This window comes from Pseudoxanthomonas sp. JC1303 (genome assembly GCF_058448525.1).
Window position 1 is genome coordinate 3,705,138 of sequence record NZ_CP185958.1, and the last position, 17,773, is coordinate 3,722,910.

The 17,773-nt window shown below is 66.6% G+C and carries 11 protein-coding genes and 1 pseudogene; 9 read left to right on the top strand and 3 right to left on the bottom strand.

Going from position 1 to position 17,773, the window contains the following annotated elements:
• Positions 1 to 106 precede the first annotated feature (106 nt).
• From ACORQU_RS16605 to ACORQU_RS16615, 3 genes and pseudogenes are all read right to left on the bottom strand, one after another.
• Positions 107 to 1,558, bottom strand: coding sequence for a pseudouridine synthase (locus tag ACORQU_RS16605; protein ID WP_491642173.1), 1,452 nt, complete (start codon positions 1,556 to 1,558; stop codon positions 107 to 109).
• Positions 1,559 to 1,650: 92 nt separating this feature from the next.
• A pseudogene (gene scpB / locus ACORQU_RS16610) lies at positions 1,651 to 2,460 on the bottom strand (SMC-Scp complex subunit ScpB); the annotation flags it as partial.
• 91 nt (positions 2,461 to 2,551) lie between these two features.
• Positions 2,552 to 3,457, bottom strand: coding sequence for a segregation and condensation protein A (locus ACORQU_RS16615; RefSeq protein ID WP_271646074.1), 906 nt, complete (start codon positions 3,455 to 3,457; stop codon positions 2,552 to 2,554).
• Between the two features lie 408 nt (positions 3,458 to 3,865).
• Between ACORQU_RS16615 and ACORQU_RS16620 the strand changes: the two genes are divergently transcribed.
• The 9 genes from ACORQU_RS16620 to ACORQU_RS16660 all read left to right on the top strand — a co-directional run bounded on the left by ACORQU_RS16620 (position 3,866) and on the right by ACORQU_RS16660 (position 17,571).
• Positions 3,866 to 4,165, top strand: a complete 300-nt coding sequence (locus ACORQU_RS16620; RefSeq protein WP_491642174.1) for a YciI family protein — start codon at positions 3,866 to 3,868, stop codon at positions 4,163 to 4,165.
• Positions 4,162 to 4,440, top strand: coding sequence for a BolA family protein (locus ACORQU_RS16625; RefSeq protein ID WP_491642175.1), 279 nt, complete (start codon positions 4,162 to 4,164; stop codon positions 4,438 to 4,440). The genes ACORQU_RS16620 and ACORQU_RS16625 overlap by 4 nt, the downstream gene beginning before the upstream one ends.
• Before the next feature lie 178 nt (positions 4,441 to 4,618).
• Positions 4,619 to 5,650 (top strand): LacI family DNA-binding transcriptional regulator, encoded by a 1,032-nt coding sequence (locus tag ACORQU_RS16630; protein ID WP_271646071.1) that lies wholly within the window; start codon positions 4,619 to 4,621, stop codon positions 5,648 to 5,650.
• Positions 5,651 to 5,733: 83 nt separating this feature from the next.
• The gene (locus ACORQU_RS16635; protein WP_491642176.1) at positions 5,734 to 8,730 is read left to right on the top strand and encodes a TonB-dependent receptor; all 2,997 of its coding nucleotides are present in this window, start codon (positions 5,734 to 5,736) and stop codon (positions 8,728 to 8,730) included.
• A gap of 108 nt (positions 8,731 to 8,838) precedes the next feature.
• Positions 8,839 to 10,461 carry a glucoamylase family protein gene (locus ACORQU_RS16640; RefSeq protein ID WP_491642177.1) on the top strand — a complete coding sequence of 541 codons (1,623 nt, stop codon included), beginning with the start codon at positions 8,839 to 8,841 and terminating at the stop codon, positions 10,459 to 10,461.
• Positions 10,462 to 10,485: 24 nt separating this feature from the next.
• Complete coding sequence (locus ACORQU_RS16645) at positions 10,486 to 11,829, top strand: sugar ABC transporter substrate-binding protein (protein WP_491642178.1); 1,344 nt, start codon at positions 10,486 to 10,488, stop codon at positions 11,827 to 11,829.
• The gene (locus tag ACORQU_RS16650) at positions 11,826 to 12,707 is read left to right on the top strand and encodes a carbohydrate ABC transporter permease (protein WP_491642179.1); all 882 of its coding nucleotides are present in this window, start codon (positions 11,826 to 11,828) and stop codon (positions 12,705 to 12,707) included. The genes ACORQU_RS16645 and ACORQU_RS16650 overlap by 4 nt, the downstream gene beginning before the upstream one ends.
• Before the next feature lie 46 nt (positions 12,708 to 12,753).
• A complete protein-coding gene (locus ACORQU_RS16655) occupies positions 12,754 to 13,590 on the top strand; it encodes a carbohydrate ABC transporter permease (protein WP_491642180.1) in 837 nt (278 codons plus the stop codon).
• Positions 13,591 to 14,394: 804 nt separating this feature from the next.
• Positions 14,395 to 17,571, top strand: coding sequence for a discoidin domain-containing protein (locus tag ACORQU_RS16660; RefSeq protein ID WP_491642181.1), 3,177 nt, complete (start codon positions 14,395 to 14,397; stop codon positions 17,569 to 17,571).
• Positions 17,572 to 17,773 lie beyond the last annotated feature (202 nt).

Sequence of the window (17,773 nt, forward strand, 5' to 3'; positions counted from 1 at the left end):
GGGCGAATCGTGTCAGCAATGGGGGGCGTACGGGGCGCAGTATAACGCCCCGATGAGAGTGGTTCTCATCTTTCGACCTGCGAGTACGCATCGCAGACCGGCGAGGTCAGCCGTTGCCGCCTCCACGCGGGCCGCCACGGCCGCGGTTGCCACCACCACCCGGGCGCGGGCCCTTGTTGCCGGCGCGGTTGCCATTGGGACGGGCCGGGCGCTGACCGTAGGGGCTGTTGCCGCCGGGGGTCGCGTGGTCGGACGGGAACACCGGCGCGTTGCCGGGATGGCCGTAGGGCTTGGCCTTGCGCGGCTGACCCGCGGCGCCGCCACGCGCACCGCCTGGCTTGCCGCCGTAGGGCTTCCTGGCGCCACCGGGCCCGGCGTTGCGGTGCCCGGTCGGGCCGGTGTCCACGCCATCGGGCACGTACCAGCTGCGGAACGCGGCCGGGTTGCCGTCCGGCAGCGGCTTGGGGCCCTTGGGGGTGCGCTGCTTGAACGGCTTCTGCGACTGTTTGGCCGCGGCTTCGCCGCTGACGGTCAGGCCGCCCTTGAAGCCACCCTTGCCGCGCCCACGGCCACGATCCTCGCGCACGTTGTCGAAGCGGCGCAGCTCGCGGCCTTCGTCGGCGATCGTGTTGTGGCCGTTGACGTAGGCATTGCCAGCAGCATGGGCATTGACCTGCACGGTGGCGCGGGCTGCCTTGCGCTGGCCGATCACCGGCTGCAGGGTCAGCGCGGCGGGCGTGCCGTCCTCCAGCTTGAGCGACTTGCGCAGGGCCTGAACCTGCGCGTCGGGCAGCTCCTGGGACTGGCCGCGCAGCAGCGGCTGGGGCAGCTCGACGCTGCCGTAGCGGGTGCGCTTGAGGCGGCTGACCTGGCAGCCCTGGGATTCCCACAGACGGCGCACCTCACGGTTGCGGCCCTCCTTGAGCATCACCCGGAACCAGTCGTGCGAATCGGTGCCGCCGATGCGTTCGATCTCGTCGAAGCGGGCCGGGCCGTCTTCCAGTTCCACGCCCTTGCGCAGGCGCTCGACCAGCGCGTCGGACACGGTGTCCTGGCCTTCCGGGGCGCGCACGCGCACGACGTATTCGCGGCTGACCTCGAAGGAGGGATGCATCATCGCGTTGGCCAGCTCGCCGTCGGTGGTCAGCAGCAGCAGGCCGGTGGTGTTGATGTCCAGGCGGCCGATGGCGATCCAGCGTGCGCCCTTGATCGCGGGCAGCGACTCGAACACGGTCGGCCGGCCCTCGGGATCTTCACGTGTGGTGACCTCGCCCTCGGGCTTGTTGTAGATCAGCACGCGCGGCGGTTCGGTCAGCGCGCTGGCCACGAAGCTGCGGCCGTCCAGCTCGACGCGGTCGCCGCTGCCGATGGACATGCCGATCTGCGCGGTCTGGTTGTTGACCTTCACCAGGCCGTCGGCGATGCGCTGCTCGAGCGCGCGGCGCGAGCCCAGGCCGGCCTGGGCCAGCACCTTGTGCAGGCGCTCCTCCAGGCGGGTTTCAGGGGCGGCGGCGGGATCGCGCTTCAGCGACAGCTTGCTGCGGGGGGTGTCACTCATGGTTTCTGCTCCGACGAGACCGGTGCGGCGTCGTCTTCTTGGGGTTGTTGGGAAGAATCTTGGGTGTCGTCTGCATCGCCTGCGTCCTGCGCGATGTCGGCGGGGGTGTCGTCTGCGGACGCTTCCGACGCGGTGGGGGCGTCGGCAGTCGCCGTCTCATCAGGGGGGAGGTCCGTCTCCAGGGTGTCCGCCTGTGCTTGCACGTCCTGTGCCTCGGCTGCCGACGCCTGCGCGGTGCTGGCGTGGTCGGCCTGTCCTGCATCCTCAGCCGGCGTGGCCTGGGCGTCCTCCGGCTGGCCCTCGGCGGCAACCTTGGCGGTGGCCGGGGCGAAGGGCAGCTGCGGGTCCAGCTCGCCGATGTCCTTCAGCTCGGACAGCGGCGGCAGTTCGTCCAGGCGCTTGAGGCCGAAGTAGTCCAGGAACCCGCGGGTGGTGCCGAACAGCGCCGGCCGCCCGGGAACGTCGCGATGACCGACCACGCGGATCCATTCGCGCTCTTCCAGGGCCTGGATGATGTTGCTGCTGACCGCCACGCCGCGGACCTGTTCGATCTCGCCGCGGGTGATGGGCTGGCGATAGGCGATCAGGGCCAGCGTCTCAAGCGTGGCGCGGGTGTAGCGGGTCTTGCGCTCGGTCCACATGCGGCTGACCCAGCCGTGGACCTCGCCCTTGACCTGGTAGCGCCAGCCGCTGGCCACTTCGACCAGTTCCACGCCGCGGTCGGCGCAGGCCGCGCCCAGTTGCTCCAGCGCGGCGGGGATGGCCCCTTTCGGCGCCGGACGCTGCTCGGGAAACAGTTCCTCGAGCTGGGCCACGGTCATCGGCAGGTTGGCCGCCAGCAGCGCGGCTTCCACGATGCGGTTGACCAGCGCCTGGTCGACGGCGACCGGTGCGGCAGGCATGGATTCTTGATCGAAGGCTTCGTCTTGCATGCAGTTTGATGTCAGGCCGGGCGGTTGCCCGGGCGTTGCAGGTGTCCGGTCGCCGCGCGCGTCATGCGTCGTTGGCCGCGTCCGAATCGTCGAACTCGCTGGAGAACTGCAGCGGTTCGTTGGTGTTGCCCAGCGCCAGCGACTTGACGTAGATCGTCGCCAGCGGCGCCTCTTGCACGATGTCCAGCAGTTGCTCCTTGGCCAGTTCCAGCATGGCCAGGAAGGTGACCAGCACGCCCAGGCGCCCTTCGGCGGCGGTGAACATCGACTCGAAGCGGTGGAACTTGCCGTCCTCCAGCTTGGAGAGCACCTCGCCCATGCGCTGGCGCACGCTCAGCGCCTCACGCTTGATGGCGTGGCCGGTGAACAGCTCGGCGCGCTTGAGCACGTCGTGCAGCGCCAGGAGCATCTCCTTCAGCTCCACCTCCGGCGGCACCTTGATCGCCGCGCGGTCCGGCACATGGGCGTGGGCCACGGCGGTGTCGCGGTCCTGGCGGGGCAGGGCATCGATGTCTTCGGCCGCCTGCTTGAAGCGCTCGTACTCCTGCAGTCGGCGAACCAGGTCGGCGCGCGGATCGCCTTCCTCGCCTTCCTCCACGGGGGGACGCGGCAGCAGCATGCGCGACTTGATCTCGGCCAGGATCGCGGCCATGACCAGGTATTCGGCCGCCAGTTCGAAGCGCAGCTCCTGCATCACATTGATGTAGGCCACGTACTGACGGGTGATCTCCAGCACCGGGATATCCAGGATGTCCAGGTTCTGGCGGCGGATTAGGTACAGCAGCAGGTCCAGCGGGCCTTCGAACGCATCGAGGATGACCTCCAGCGCGTCCGGCGGGATATACAGGTCCTGCGGAATCTGCAGCACCGGTTGGCCATGCACTACCGCCAGCGGCATTTCCTGCTGCTGCGGTGCCTGCGGGCTCTCGGTGGAAACGGTCGCGCCAGGCGCGGAGGGCGATGTCATCGGGTCACGGGCTGTGTCGCGTCAACGCTGCGTTCGGGGCCAACCGTGACGTGCCAAGCGCCAGGGAGGTCGCGATTGCGAAAGGGTGCGCTCGGATCTTGCGGAACCGGCACGGTTACGGCGGGTCATGCAACCTTGCGTGGCGAAGGGACTTCGCACGTAGGCCCAAGCAGGCACACGCCCATGCGGGAGCGGCGGGCAACTCGGGAAAGAAGGTGGTCTGGCTGCGGGACGCGTCAGGCAGCGCGGGGGTGGTCATCCCGGGCACCTAAGTCGGATCCGGGAGACGGCCGCTGCGGGTCGTCACGTGCCAATCAAGTTCAAAGAGTACGGGCCTGGGGCGCGCCTGTCCAGCATGGGCAGGCGTTCTACAATCCAAGCCCGCTCACGAGAAGAAGCCTGACCGCCATGTGGTACGCCATCGAAGGCCACGATGCCCCCGGTTCCCTGCCACTGCGCCAGTCGGTGCGTCCAGCCCACCTGGCCCGATTGCAGGCGCTGCTCGACGCCGGGCGCCTGTTGGTCGCCGGGCCGTGCCCCGCGATCGATGCGCCGGACCCGGGGCCGGCCGGCTTCAGTGGCAGCATTGTCATTGCCGAGTTCGAATCGCTCGAGCAGGCCCAGGCCTGGGCGCAGGCCGACCCCTACATGGAAGTCGGTGCCTATGCCCGCGTCGACGTCCGGCCGTTCCTGAAGGTCTTGCCATGAGCGAGCGGATGGAGCGCATGCGCCGGGCGCTGGAAGCGGGACTTTCGCCTCGGCAGCTGGAGCTGGAAGACCAGAGCCACCTGCATGCCGGCCATGCGGGCGCGCGCGACGGGCGCGGCCACTACCGGGTGGTCGTGGTCAGCGAGGTCTTTGCCGGCAAGGCGCCGCTGGCACGGCACCGGGCCGTGTACGCGGCACTGGGTGAAATGATGCAGACCGACATCCATGCATTGTCGATCGACGCGAGGGCCCCGGGCGAAGCATCGCCCCCCTGAACGGGCTTGCTGCCGGCCACGGATGTGGCAGTGCAGCAATTCTGAAAACGCTCTCATCTTCGCAAGCCCTTGATCTGGCGCGTGTTTAACATTCGCCAAACGTAGGGTTTACTCGATTGCGTGGAAACGATTACATTCCGCGCCCAATCGAACACAGGCATGACCGTGGAGGGCGGACGTGGGTCGAGGTGGCACCATCACCATCAAGGACGTGGCACGCGAGGCAGCGGTCTCGGTGGCCACCGTCTCGCGCGCACTGAACGGCCATGAGAACGTGGCCGAGGACGTGCGCCGCATGGTGCTGGAGACCGCCAAGCGCCTGCGCTACCAGCCGCATGCCGCGGCCCGCAGCCTCTCCAGCCGTAGCACCCAGACCATTGGCGTGGTGCTGCCGGACCTGTATGGCGAGTTCTTCTCCGAGCTGATCCGGGGCATCGACGGCGTCGCCCGTGGCCAGGGTCGGCATCTGCTGGTCTCCAGCTATCACGGTGCCCAGGAAGGGCAGGGAGCCGCCCTGCGTGCGATGCGCGGCCGCGTCGACGGGCTGCTGGTGCTCTCGCCTTATGCCGACCAGCCGGGCTTCCTCACCGACAACCTGCCGGTGGGACTGCCGGTGGTGATGATCAACACGCGGCTGCCCAATGACGTCTATCCGGTCCTCAATGTCGACAATCACGGTGGCGCGTTGGCGATGATGCGCCACCTGATCGGCGCCGGGCACCGACGCATCGCCTTCATCGGGGGGCCGCAGGGCAATTTCGACGCCGCCGAGCGCGAACGCGGTTACCGCGACGCGCTGGCCGAGCTGTTGCCTGGCACCCGTGCGTGGATCGTGCCGGGCAACTTCGACGAGGCCTCGGGCATGGAGGCCGGAACCGCCCTGCTGAAGGCCGAGGCGCGGCCGGATGCGGTCTTCGCAGCCAACGACGTAATGGCCCTGGGTTGTCTGTTCGCCTTCAACGAGGCCGGGTTGCAGGTGCCACGCGACATCGCACTGGCGGGCTTCGACGACGTGCCGCTGGCGCGCTTCGTTCATCCCACCCTCACCACCATGCGCATCAGCATTGCCGAGCTGGGCGCCAACGCCATGCAGCGGCTGCTGCACGACATCCAGGCCGGCGGCCAGCCGTGGCCTGAACCAGACCCCCTGACCCCCGAGCTGGTGGTGCGCAATTCGGCACCCACCAGGGAAGGGGCCGTCCGCGCCTGAGCGCGCGGAATTTTCCTTCGCAGCACTTCGCTGTTCTTGACCACCCCCAATGACGTTTGGGCAAGCCCTGGGAGGGCAGACGCATGACGCAACCACGACGCAATTCCACCCGACCCGCCCGCAGGCTGTTGACCTGCGCCCTGGCCAGCTGCCTGTTGCTGGGAGGCGCCCAGCTTGCCAACGCTCAGTCGACCGCCGCCACGCTGCGCGGCCAGATCAGCGGCGCGGCCGAAGGCACCACGGTGACCGCCACCAACACGGCCACCGGCTTCAGCCGTAGCGTGTCGGTGAGCGCCGACGGCAACTACTCGGTGGCCGGCCTGCCGCCGGGCACCTACAAGGTCGATGTGGTGGCCAATGGCGCGGCGTCCTCGCAGAACGTGACTCTGCAGGTCGGACAGACGGCCACGTTGAACATGGACGGCGGGGCCAGCACGGCGGTGACGCCCGGCGGCGATGCGACCAACCTGGACGCCGTGCAGGTGACCGCGCCGGCGCTGATCGAGTCCAAGACCTCCGAGGTGGCCACCTATGTCACCCAGCGCCAGATCGAATCGCTGCCCCAGACCTCGCGCAACTTCCTGGCTTTCGCAGACACCGTGCCGGGCATGAAGTTCGAGACCAATCCTAGCGATGGCTCGACCAAACTGCAGTCCGGCGCCCAGAGCGCCAACAACATCAATGTGTTTGTCGATGGCGTGGGTCAGAAGAACTATGTCCTGCAGGGCGGCATCACCGGTCAGGACTCCAGTCGCGGCAATCCATTCCCGCAGGCGGCCATCGGCGAGTACAAGGTCATCACCTCCAACTACAAGGCCGAGTACGACCAGCTCTCCAGCGCCGCGGTGACCGCGGTGACCAAGTCGGGCGGCAACGAGTTCCACGGCAACTTCTTCTGGGACTACACCAACGCGGACTGGCGTGAGAAGAAGGAGATCGAGAAGGGCCCGGACGCGGAGAAGGTCTACTCGCGCGACGAGCAGTACGGGGTCTCCTTCGGCGGCCCGATCGTGAAGGACAAGGCGCACTTCTTCTTCGTCTACGAAGGCAAGGACTACATCTCGCCCAAGGACATTTTCCCGGGCAGTGGCTACGACGTGTCCGACCTACCTGCCAACCTGCAGGACCAGGTGGGAAGCAGCAATGTGCCGTTCCATGAAGACCTGTACTTCGGCAAGCTGGACTGGTCGGTCAACGAGAACAACCTGCTGGAGTTGACCACCAAGGTGCGCGACGAGACCGGCGTGGCCAATGTGGGCGACCAGACCGCCGCCAGCGCGGGCACCGACCAGAACGTCAAGGAAACCCGGGTGGACTTGCGCTGGCAGCTCACGGCCGGCGACTGGCTCAACGATGCGCATCTGACCTACGAAAAGGCGACCTTCGAGCTGGCTCCGCAGAACTTCGGCAACGGATACGTGCTGACCGATGGCGCGGGCGTCACCGGTAACGTCATCTTCCGCGCCGGCGCCGGCGCCGGTGGCTTTCAGGACAAGGGCCAGGACGGTTACTCGTTCCAGGACGATCTGACCTACTCCGGTCTTGAGGACCACACCTTCAAGATGGGCGTGAAGTACAAGCAGATCAAACTGCGGACCACCGAGCAGCAGCCGTACAACCCGCAGTACTACTACGACATCAACCGCAACACCGACATCCCTTACACCATCAGCTTCACCTCGCCGCTGGCCGGCACGAACGGCGGTTCGGTGGAATCGGACAACAAGCAGTTCGGCATCTATTTCCAGGACGACTGGCGCGTGACCGATCGCCTGGAGCTCAACCTCGGCCTGCGCTGGGATTACGAGAAGACGCCGAGCTATCTGGATGCGGTGACCGATCCGGGTGTGGTGGCGGCGATCTACGGCCAGGACCCCCAAGCGCCGGTCGGGCAGAGCTACGCCGACACGCTCGCGCTGGGCGGTGTGGATATCTCCCACTACATCAGCACGGGCAACAACCGAAAGGCGTTCAAGGATGCCTGGCAGCCGCGTCTTGGCTTTTCCTATGACCTGAGTGGCGACGAAAGCCATGTGCTGTTCGGCGGTGCGGGTCGTTCCTACGACCGCAACATCTTCGATTACCTGGCGCTTGAGCAGACCAAGGCCACCTTCCCCAGCTATACCTACAGCATCAATACGCCGGGCCATGCCTGTACGCCGGGCGTGGGCACCTGCCTGGACTGGGATGAATCGCTGCGCGACCAGGCCACGCTGAATGCGTTGGTGGCTGGCGCGCCAGGCCTTGGGCGCGAAGTCGATCTGCTCGCAAACAACCTGAAGGTGCCGTACTCGGATCAGTTCAGCATCGGCATCCGCGACAGCTTCGAGCTGATGGGGCACCAGTGGAACAGCTCGGTGGCCGTCCAGCGCATCGTGTCCAAGGACGGCTTCGCCTTCCTGCTGGGCAACCGCCGGCCGGATGGCAGCTTCTTTGAGCCGGGCGCGATCTCCGAGTCGCCGTTCTCTTACGGTGTGCCGGGCTACGGCTCGCTGCTGCTGGGCACCAACGGCATCGAAAGTCGCAACAACTCGCTGCTGGTCGGGCTGGACAAGCCGTATTCGGAGTCCTCCCCGTGGAACTTCAACGTCGCCTATACCTTCAGTGATGCCGAGGAGAACCGTCAGTTCGGCGAGCATTACGCGCTGGATTACCCAACCCTGGCCGGCTACGGCTGGTTCTCTTCCGGTGGTGTGGCCAAGCACCGCCTGGTGCTGAGCGGCATGGTCGACGGCCCCTGGGACACGCAGGTATCGGGCAAGCTGGTGCTGGCCACGCCCGAGCCGGTCTATGTGCGCTACTGCCCGAATGGGCCTGACGGCAACGACATCGTCACCCAGTGCGTGACGCGCCAATACAAGTCCGACAGCACGCTTGGCTACAAGCAGCTCGACCTTGCCCTGCAAAAGATCTGGGATACCGGCACCGACGTGAAGCTGCGCATGCGCGCCGACATCCTCAACGTCTTTGACTGGGAAAACTACGACAGCTACAACGTCGACTTCGACGCGGGCACGGCGAGTGGTGTGAACCAATATGTCACCCGCACCTTCAAGCTATCGCTCGGGCTGGACTGGTAATCTTGATCCTCCCCGGCTGGCCGTTTGCCGGCCGGGGAGGTTTCCCGTACACCCTTGATCTGCGCCCCAGTCTGTTTGCAGATGTAAACGTTTACACGGATCTCGACCTTGAAAACGCGCCGAATCGTTCCTTCTCTGGCCAGGCTCACCGCCGGGGCCCTGATCGTGCTCCTCGCGGCCTGCAACAAAACGCCCGAACCGACCCCGGTCAAGCCGGTCAGGGTCACCGGCAGACCACCGGTGGAGTTGCCCGTGGAAGACAAGAAGCCAGAACTCTCACCGCTCTTCCGCGACATCGAGCGGCGCACCTTCCAGTTCTTCTGGGACACCACCAACGAAACCAATGGCCTGACCCCGGACCGGTATCCCTCGCGTCCGTTTGCCTCGGTGGCCTCGGTCGGCTTTGCCCTGACCGCGTACCCCATCGGCATCGAGAACGGCTGGGTCAGCCGTAACCAGGCCGTTGACCGCACGCTGACCACGCTGAAGTTCCTCTACGGCCTCAAGCAGGGCAAGGAATCCGAGGGCACGGCCGGTTACAAGGGATTCTTCTACCACTTCCTGGACATGCAGAAGGGCGAGCGCTTTGACAGCTGGGTCGAGCTGTCCAGTGTGGACACCACGCTGCTGATGATGGGCGTGCTGTTCGCCCAGTCCTACTACGACAAAGACGACCCACGCGAAAAGGAGATCCGCGATCTGGCCGAGAAGCTCTACCGGCGCGTGGACTGGACCTGGATGCAACCGCGCTCGCCGCTGATCTCGATGGGCTGGTTCCCCGAGAGCCAGTTCATCAACCACGACTGGATGGGCTACAACGAGGGCATGATGGTCTACATCCTGGCCCTGGGTTCGCCCACCCATGCCGTGGAACCGGATGCCTGGCAGGTGTGGAGCCGCAGCTACAACGAAGTGTGGGGCGTCTATCAGGGGCAGGAGTACCTGTCCTTCGGCCCGATGTTCGGCCACCAGTACACGCATGTCTGGGTGGACTTCCGCGGCATCCAGGACGACTTCATGCGCGAACACGGCATGGATTACTTCGAGAACAGCCGCCGCGCCGCCTACGCCCAGCGCCAGTACGCCATCTCCAATCCGATGAAGTGGAAGGATTACGGCGAGAACGTCTGGGGCCTGACCGCGTCGGACGGTCCGCAGCAGACTCAGCAGGAATACCGCGGCGAGCAGCGCGAGTTCCGCCATTACTCGGCCCGTGGGGCGGGGCTGCGCGATGCCTTCGACGACGGCACCATCGCGCCGACCGCGGCCATCGCCTCGCTGCCGTTCGCCCCGGAGATCGTGATCCCGGCCACCGAGGAGATGCACAAGCGCTTCGGCGACTATCTGTATTCCAGCTACGGGTTCCTGGACGCGTTCAACCGCAGCTTCACCTATGACATCCCGATCAAGACCGGCCGCATCGTGCCGGATAACGGTTGGGTGGGCAGCGACTACATCGGTATCGACCAGGGCCCGATCCTGGCGATGATCGCCAATTACCGCGACGACTTCGTCTGGAACGTGATGAAGAAGAACCCGCACATCCGCCAGGGGCTGGAACGGGCTGGATTCAAGGGTGGCTGGCTGGCGGCCAAGGACGGGGAAAAGCCCGCGCCGGCCGAAAAGGGGGATCCGGAGAAGGCCAACGCGCGCGCGTTGGGCTTGGCCGAGTCGCGCGTGCCGGCCAACACGACGACCCCGTCCGATGCCAAGCCCCAGCAGCCGCAGTAAGGTCGTTTCGTGAGGCGCCTCGCCATGCGTGTTCGATCTCTCAGGCCAGGCAGGCGCCTGCCGCGCTGGGGCGCGTGGCTGCTCATGGCCGGGCTGGCGCTGGCCGGCCTGGCGGGCTGCGCGGACCAGGACGATGGCCGCACCACTGTGACCTTCTGGGCGATGGGGCGCGAGGCCGAGGTGGTCGGGACGCTGATCCCGGATTTCGAAAAGGCCCATCCGGACATCCACGTCGATATCCAGCAGATCCCCTGGACGGCCGCGCACGAGAAGCTGCTGACCGCCTTCGCCGCCGACAGCCTCCCGGACATCTGCCAGTTGGGCAATACCTGGATCCCCGAATTCGCCGACCTGGGCACGCTGACCCCACTGCAGGCCTACGTGGATCATTCGCCAGTGGTGGAGCAGGACGACTACTTCCCCGGCATCTGGGACACCAACATCATCGACGGCAAGCTTGTGGGTGTGCCGTGGTATGTCGACACGCGCCTGCTGTTCTACCGCAAGGACATCCTGCGCGCTTCCGGGGTCGAGCTGCCGATCGTGACCTGGGCGCAGTGGAAGGACGCCATGGCCAAGGTCAAGGCGCATGTCGGGCCGGACCGCTACGCCATCCTCATGCCGCTCAACGAGTTCGAGCAGCAGCTGTCGCTGGCGCTGCAGACCGACGATCCGCTGCTCAGGGACCATGACAATCGCGGCAACTTCGAAAGCCCGGGCTTCCGCAAGGCACTGGGGTTCTATGCGCAGATGTTCGAGCAGAACTGGGCGCCGAAGATGTCCGAAACCCAGATCTCCAACGTCTGGGAAGAGTTCTTCAACGGGTTTTACGCCTTTTACCTGTCCGGTCCGTGGAATATCCGCGAGTTCCGTCGGTTGGCGCCCGAGGCGCTCAAGGATCAATGGGGCACCATGCCGCTGCCGGGCCCCGACGGCCCGGGTGCCGGGATCGCCGGCGGCACCAGCCTGGTGATCTTCCAGCAGTCGAAAAATAAAGAAGCGGCGTGGAAGCTGGTCGAGTTCCTCTCCCAGCCGTCGGTGCAGCAGCGCTTTCATGCGCTGATCGGCGACCTGCCGCCGCGTCGCTCCACCTGGCATGCCCCGCAGCTGGAGGGCGACCCGTTGGCCGCGGCGTTCCGCGACCAGCTCGAGCGGGTCAGGCCCACGCCCAAGGTGCTCGAATGGGAGCGCATCGTGCAGAACATGCGCCTGGTGACCGAGCGGGTGGTGCGCGGCGGCCTGTCCCAGGACGATGCGGTGGTTGAACTGGACCAGCAGGTCGATGACATCCTGGCCAAGCGCCGCTGGATGTACGAGCGCGACCACAAGGCCGATCGCGCCAACGGCAACACGGAGGCCCAGCCATGAAGCGTCCCTCGCTGGCCGGCTGGATCTTCGCTGGGCCTTCGCTGATCGTCCTGGGCCTGTTCTTCGGGCTGCCGGTGATCTCGGCGCTGCTGCTGAGCGTCACCGATTTCGACCTCTACGCACTGGCCGACGTGCATAACCTGCGCTTCGTCGGGCTGGGCAACTACATCGACCTGCTGCGCACGCCGATGTTCTGGAAGGCGCTGTGGAACACGACGTACTTCGTGATCGTCGGTGTGCCGCTGTCCATTGCCGCCTCGCTGGGCGCGGCGCTGCTGCTCAATGCGCCGGCCGCGCGCTTCAAGGCGCTGTTCCGCACAGCGTTGTTCGCCCCGGTGGTGACCACGCTGGTGGCTGTGGCGGTGATCTGGCGCTATCTGTTCAACACCCAGTACGGGCTGGTCAACTACGTCCTGGCGCATCTGGGCATCTCGCCGATCGACTGGCTGGGCGATCCCCACTGGGCGATGCCGATGATCATGCTGTTCGCGGTGTGGAAGAACTTCGGCTACAACATGGTGATCTTCCTGGCCGGCCTGCAGGCCATCCCGCAGGACCTCTACGAGGCCGCGCGCATCGACGGGGCCAACCGCTGGCGGCAGTTCTGGCACATCACCCTGCCGATGCTGGGACCGGTGCTGCTGGTGGTCGGGGTGATCACCATCTCCGGGTATTTCCAGCTGTTCGCCGAGCCCTACATCATGACCCGCGGCGACCCGCTGCAGAGCACGGTCAGCGTCCTGTACTTCATGTTCGAACAAGGCTTCAAGTGGTGGAACCTGGGCCTGGCCTCGGCGGTGGCGTTCCTGCTGTTCCTGATCATTCTGGCCGTGACCACCGTGATGTTGCGCCTGGGGCGCAGGAAGGACCTGGTATGAGCCCACGAGCGTTACCGCGCGTGTGGATGTCCGCCGAGGAGGCGCCATGAGCCACGAAGTCGGAGGCAGCCGCTGGAACGCGCTGCTGGTCAACGGTGCGCTGCTGCTGATCGCGTTGATCGCGCTGGCGCCACTGGCGTGGATGGTGTCGGTCTCGTTCATGCCGGCCGGCGAGGCCAGTCGGTTTCCGCCACCGCTGCTGCCCAGCGCCTCGACGCTGGCCAACTACCATGCGCTGTTCGAGCGCACCGGCATGGCGCGCAACTTCGTCAACAGCCTGATCGTCTCGATCGCCATCACCCTGGGCTCGCTGCTGTTCAACACCATGGCCGGCTACGCGTTCGCCAAGCTGCGCTTCGTCGGGCGTGAGCGGATCTTCCAGATCCTGCTGGCCGCGTTGGTGATTCCCGCGCAGGTGACCATGCTGCCGCTGTTCTTGCTGATGAAGCAGCTGCACTTGGTCAACAGCTATGGCGGGGTGATCGTGCCGGCGCTGGCGACGGTGTTCGGCATCTTCCTGGTGCGCCAGTACGCGCGCAGCATCCCCGACGAGCTGCTCGAAGCCGCGCGCATCGACGGGGCAGGGGAGATGCGCATCTTCTTCCAGATCGTGCTGCCGATGCTCAAGCCGGTGTTGGTGACGCTGTCGATCTTCACCTTCATGGCGGCGTGGAACGACTTCATGTGGCCGCTGATCGTGCTGACCGACCAGAGTCACTACACCTTGCCGGTGGCCCTGGCCTCGCTCTCGCGCGAACACATCATGGACGTGGAGATGATGATGGCCGGCGCGGTGGTCACCGTGGTCCCGGTGCTGGCGCTGTTTCTGCTGCTGCAGCGCTACTACATCCAAGGCCTCCTGCTCGGCAGCGTGAAGGGGTGAGCGGCAGCGCTTGCGCGCCACTGGCGCGCGCTGCCGCGAACGCCCGGCCATGGATGGCCGGGCCGGACGTTCCGAAGCCGGTGCGTCGCGACATGGAGGGCAGCGTGGTGCGACCGAAGCCAGCCGCTTGCGCGCCACTGGCGCGCGCTGCCCGAACGCCCGGCCATGGATGGCCGGGCCGGACGTTCCGAAGCCGATGCGTCGCGCCATGGAAGGCAGTGTGGTGCGATCGAAGCCAGCCGCTTGCGCGGCACTGCCGCGCGGACGCCCGAACGCCCGGCCATGGATGGCCGGGCCGGACGTTCCGGAGCCGGTATGTCGCGCCATGGAAGGCAGTGTGGTGCGATCAAAGCCAGCCGCTTGCGCGCCACTGGCGCGCGGACGCCCGAACGCCCGGCCATGGATGGCCGGGCCGGACGTTCCGAAGCTGGTGCGTCGCGCCATGGAGGGCAGCGTGGTGCGACCGAAGCCAACCGCTTGCGCGGCACTGCCGCGCGGACGCCCGAACGCCCGGCCATGGATGGCCGGGCCGGACGTTCCGAAGCCGATGCGTCGCGCCATGGAGGACAGTGTGGTGCGACCGAAGCCAGCCGCTTGCGCGGCACTGGCGCGCGGACGCCCGAACGCCCGGCCATGGATGGCCGGGCCGGACGCTCCGAGGCCGATGCGTCGCGCCATGGAAGGCGGCGTGACGCGACCGAAGCCAACCGCTTGCGCGCTGCCGCGTGACCACACTGTCACGTCGTGACCGCATCACCTGTACCAGCCTAGTTCCGCATTCCCGACGTTATCCGGCGAGTTTCCATGACTGACAAACGTTCCATTTCCGTGTCTTGCTCCGTTCTCGCACTCGGCCTGCTGACAGGGGCGGCGATCCCGGCGTTGGCGCAGACGCGGGTGCTGGACGGCTTCGACGATCCGTCGGCTTGGAAGGTGGTGACCTCCAACCAGGTGAGCGCCTCGCTGCGCACGGTGACGGGTCCGGATGGCGGCAAGGCGCTGTGCCTGGATTACGACTACAACGGCGTGTCCGGGTACGCCGGACTGCAGCGCACGCTGGAGCTGGACTATCCGCAGAACTACCGTTTCGATTTCAAACTGCGTGGCGACTCGCCGGCCAACGACCTGCAGTTCAAGTTGACCGACGCTTCTGGCGACAACGTGTGGTGGGTCAACCGCACGCGCTACGAGTTTCCGAAGACCTGGACCGAGGTGACCTACCGCAAGCGTCACATCGACAAGGCCTGGGGGCCGGGCAAGGACCCGGTGCTGCGGCACAGCGCCAGGCTGGAATTCACGGTCTACAACAATGCCGGTGGCAAGGGCTCGGTGTGTTTCGATGCGCTGACCTTCACCCAGCTGCCGCCAGAAGACACCTCGCCGCTGACCGGTTCGGCCAGCGCCTCGGTGTCCAACGCGGGCAGCGGCGCGCCCATGGCGATCGATGGCAATTCCGACACGGCGTGGTATGCGGACTTCGACGCGGCCACCGCCCCCCAGCTGACCCTGGACCTGCACAAGCCGCGGGAATTCGGCGGGCTCAAGCTGGTGTGGAAACCGGACGAGTACGCCTCCGACTACCTGATCCAGCTGTCTGACGATGGTCTGCACTGGCGCGATGCGCGTGCGGTCGTGGGAGGGGATGGCGGAACCGACTGGGTCGCCCTGCCGGAGTCCGAGGCGCGCTACGTGCGGCTGATGCCCGCGCAGGGCCCGGCCGACTCGTTTGGCTTGGCCCAGCTCCAGGTCCTGCCACTGGCGTTTTCGGCCACGCCCAACGATGTGGTCAAGGCAGTCGCCGCCGCGGCACCGCGGGGCTGGTTTCCGCGCGGGTTCCGCAACGAACAGCCGTACTGGACGATCGTCGGCCTGGACGGCGGGACCGAGCAGGGGCTGATCAGCGAGGACGGTGCCGTGGAGGTCGCGCGTGGCGGTTTCAGCGTGGAGCCGTTCGTCTCGGTGGACGGGCGCATGAAGACCTGGGCCGACGTGCAGGAGGCGCAGTCGCTGCAGGATGGAGACCTGCCCATCCCCAGCGTGCAGTGGACCACGCCGGAACTGGGGCTGGAGACGACGGCCTTCGCGGACGGAACGCCGGCCGACTCGCAGCTGGTGGTGCGCTATCGGCTACACAACCCCGGCAAGACGGCGCACGACTATCGGCTGGCCTTGGCGGTGCGTCCGTTCCAGGTCAATCCGCCTTCGCAGTTCCTCAATACCCAGGGCGGCATCAGCCGTATCGACACGTTGTCCATCACCGGGCGGACCGCCGAGGTGAACGGCAGTCCCCGCGTGTTCGCCTCGCAGGTGCCCTCGGCTGTTTTCGCCAGCACCTTTGACGGTGGCATGGCTGCCGAGCACCTGGCCCGTGGCGCGCTGCCGGACCGCACCGAGGTGGTGGACGAGACCGGGCTGGCGTCCGGCGCCTTTGTCTACGAGGTGCATCTGGCGCCGGGCGAGGCGCGCGAGTTCGACCTGCGCATCCCGCTGACCGGTCTGCCGGCCTGTGCGCAGGCCTCTTCGGACCCGGCATGTGGCGCGCAGGCCCGTCAGGACGCGGTGGCTGCGGCATGGCGCGGCAAGCTTGACCAAGTGCGGTTCACCGTGCCGGCGGCAGGCCAGGCGCTGGTGAATACCTTGCGCACCGCGACCGCGCACATGTTGATCTCGCGCGTGGGCCCGCGCCTGCAGCCGGGGACGCGTTCCTACGGGCGCAGCTGGATCCGCGACGGGGCGATGATCTCCGAGGGGCTGCTGCGCATGGGGCGCCCGGAAGTCGCGCGCCAGTTCGTCGATTGGTATGCGCCCTACCAGTTCAAGGACGGCATGGTGCCGTGCTGCGTGGACCGTCGCGGCAGCGATCCGGTGCCCGAGAACGACAGCCATGGCGAGCTGATCTTCGCCATCGCCGACTACTGGCGTTACACCGGGGACACCGCGTTCCTGCGCCGCATGTGGCCGCATGTGGAAGGCGCCTACCGCTACATGGAGAAACTGCGCCTGTCCGAGCGCACCGAGGCCAACAAGGCCAGGGACCCAGGCTTCTACGGGATGATGCCGGTGTCGATCAGCCACGAGGGCTATTCGGCCAAGCCGGTGCACTCGTACTGGGATGATTTCTGGGCGCTGCGTGGCTACAAGGACGCGGTGCAGATCGCCACCGCGCTGGGCAAGACGGAGGACGCCAAACGCATGGCCGCCTCGCGCGACCAGTTTCATGGCGATCTGATGGCCTCGCTGCAGGCGACCATGCGCGAGCGTAAGATCGACTACATTCCGGGATCTGTGGAGCTGGGCGACTTCGATTCCACCTCGACCACCATCGCCCTGGCGCCAGCCGGGGAGCAGGCCAACCTGCCGCAGCCGCAGCTGGACAATACCTTCCAGCGTTACTGGCGCGAATTCGAAGCGCGCGCCAACGGCACCCGGGATTGGAAGGACTACACGCCCTACGAGTGGCGCAATGTGTCGGCCTTCGTGCGACTGGGCTGGCGCGCGCGGGCCGACGCGGCGGTGAAGTTCTTCTTCGGCCATCGCACCCCGCAGGCGTGGAACCAGTGGGCCGAGGTGGTCTCCCATACCCCGCGCAAGCCGTTCTTCCTGGGCGATCTGCCGCATGCCTGGGTGGGCTCGGACTTCGTGCGCACCGCGCTGGACATGTTTGCCTACAGCCGCGAGCAGGACCAGAGCTTCGTCCTGGCCGCGGGCATCCCGGCGGCGTGGCTGGACGGGCAGGGCATCGCCATCGAGGGGCTGCGCACCCCACAGGGCCAGTTGTCCTATGCGCTCAAGCGCGTGGACGGACAGCTGCAGCTCGATGTCCCGGCCGGGATGACGCTGCCCAAGGGCGGGCTGGTGCTGCAGTGGCCATATCCCAGCGTGCCGGGCAAGACACTGGTGAACGGCAAGGCGGCCAAATGGGACGGCAACGAATTGCGTCTCAACGCATTGCCCGCCAAGGTGAAGGTCGTGGTGCCCTGAGGATCGGCCGCGCGTTCGGCAATGCATGAAGACGCAATTTGCGTCTCGCGTCGAACCGCTTTTTGTAGAGCCGAGCTCGCTCGGCTGCGCTTCTCGCGGATCGCGAGGAAAGCCTCAGCGGAGCTAGCTCCGCTCTACAAGGAGCGTGCGGTCTGGCCGTATGCATCGCCGGTTGTGCTTTGTAGAGCCGAGCTCGCTCGGC

What these genes read in the sequence shown, in the direction of transcription:
- ACORQU_RS16605 (WP_491642173.1), bottom strand. Translation starts at nt 1,558, where the DNA reads ATGAGTGACACCCCCCGCAGCAAGCTGTCGCTGAAGCGCGATCCCGCC.
- ACORQU_RS16625 (WP_491642175.1), top strand. Translation starts at nt 4,162, where the DNA reads ATGAGCGAGCGGATGGAGCGCATGCGCCGGGCGCTGGAAGCGGGACTT.
- ACORQU_RS16655 (WP_491642180.1), top strand. Translation starts at nt 12,754, where the DNA reads ATGAGCCACGAAGTCGGAGGCAGCCGCTGGAACGCGCTGCTGGTCAAC.
- ACORQU_RS16645 (WP_491642178.1), top strand. Translation starts at nt 10,486, where the DNA reads ATGCGTGTTCGATCTCTCAGGCCAGGCAGGCGCCTGCCGCGCTGGGGC.
- ACORQU_RS16635 (WP_491642176.1), top strand. Translation starts at nt 5,734, where the DNA reads ATGACGCAACCACGACGCAATTCCACCCGACCCGCCCGCAGGCTGTTG.
- ACORQU_RS16620 (WP_491642174.1), top strand. Translation starts at nt 3,866, where the DNA reads ATGTGGTACGCCATCGAAGGCCACGATGCCCCCGGTTCCCTGCCACTG.
- ACORQU_RS16650 (WP_491642179.1), top strand. Translation starts at nt 11,826, where the DNA reads ATGAAGCGTCCCTCGCTGGCCGGCTGGATCTTCGCTGGGCCTTCGCTG.
- ACORQU_RS16615 (WP_271646074.1), bottom strand. Translation starts at nt 3,457, where the DNA reads ATGACATCGCCCTCCGCGCCTGGCGCGACCGTTTCCACCGAGAGCCCG.
- ACORQU_RS16660 (WP_491642181.1), top strand. Translation starts at nt 14,395, where the DNA reads ATGACTGACAAACGTTCCATTTCCGTGTCTTGCTCCGTTCTCGCACTC.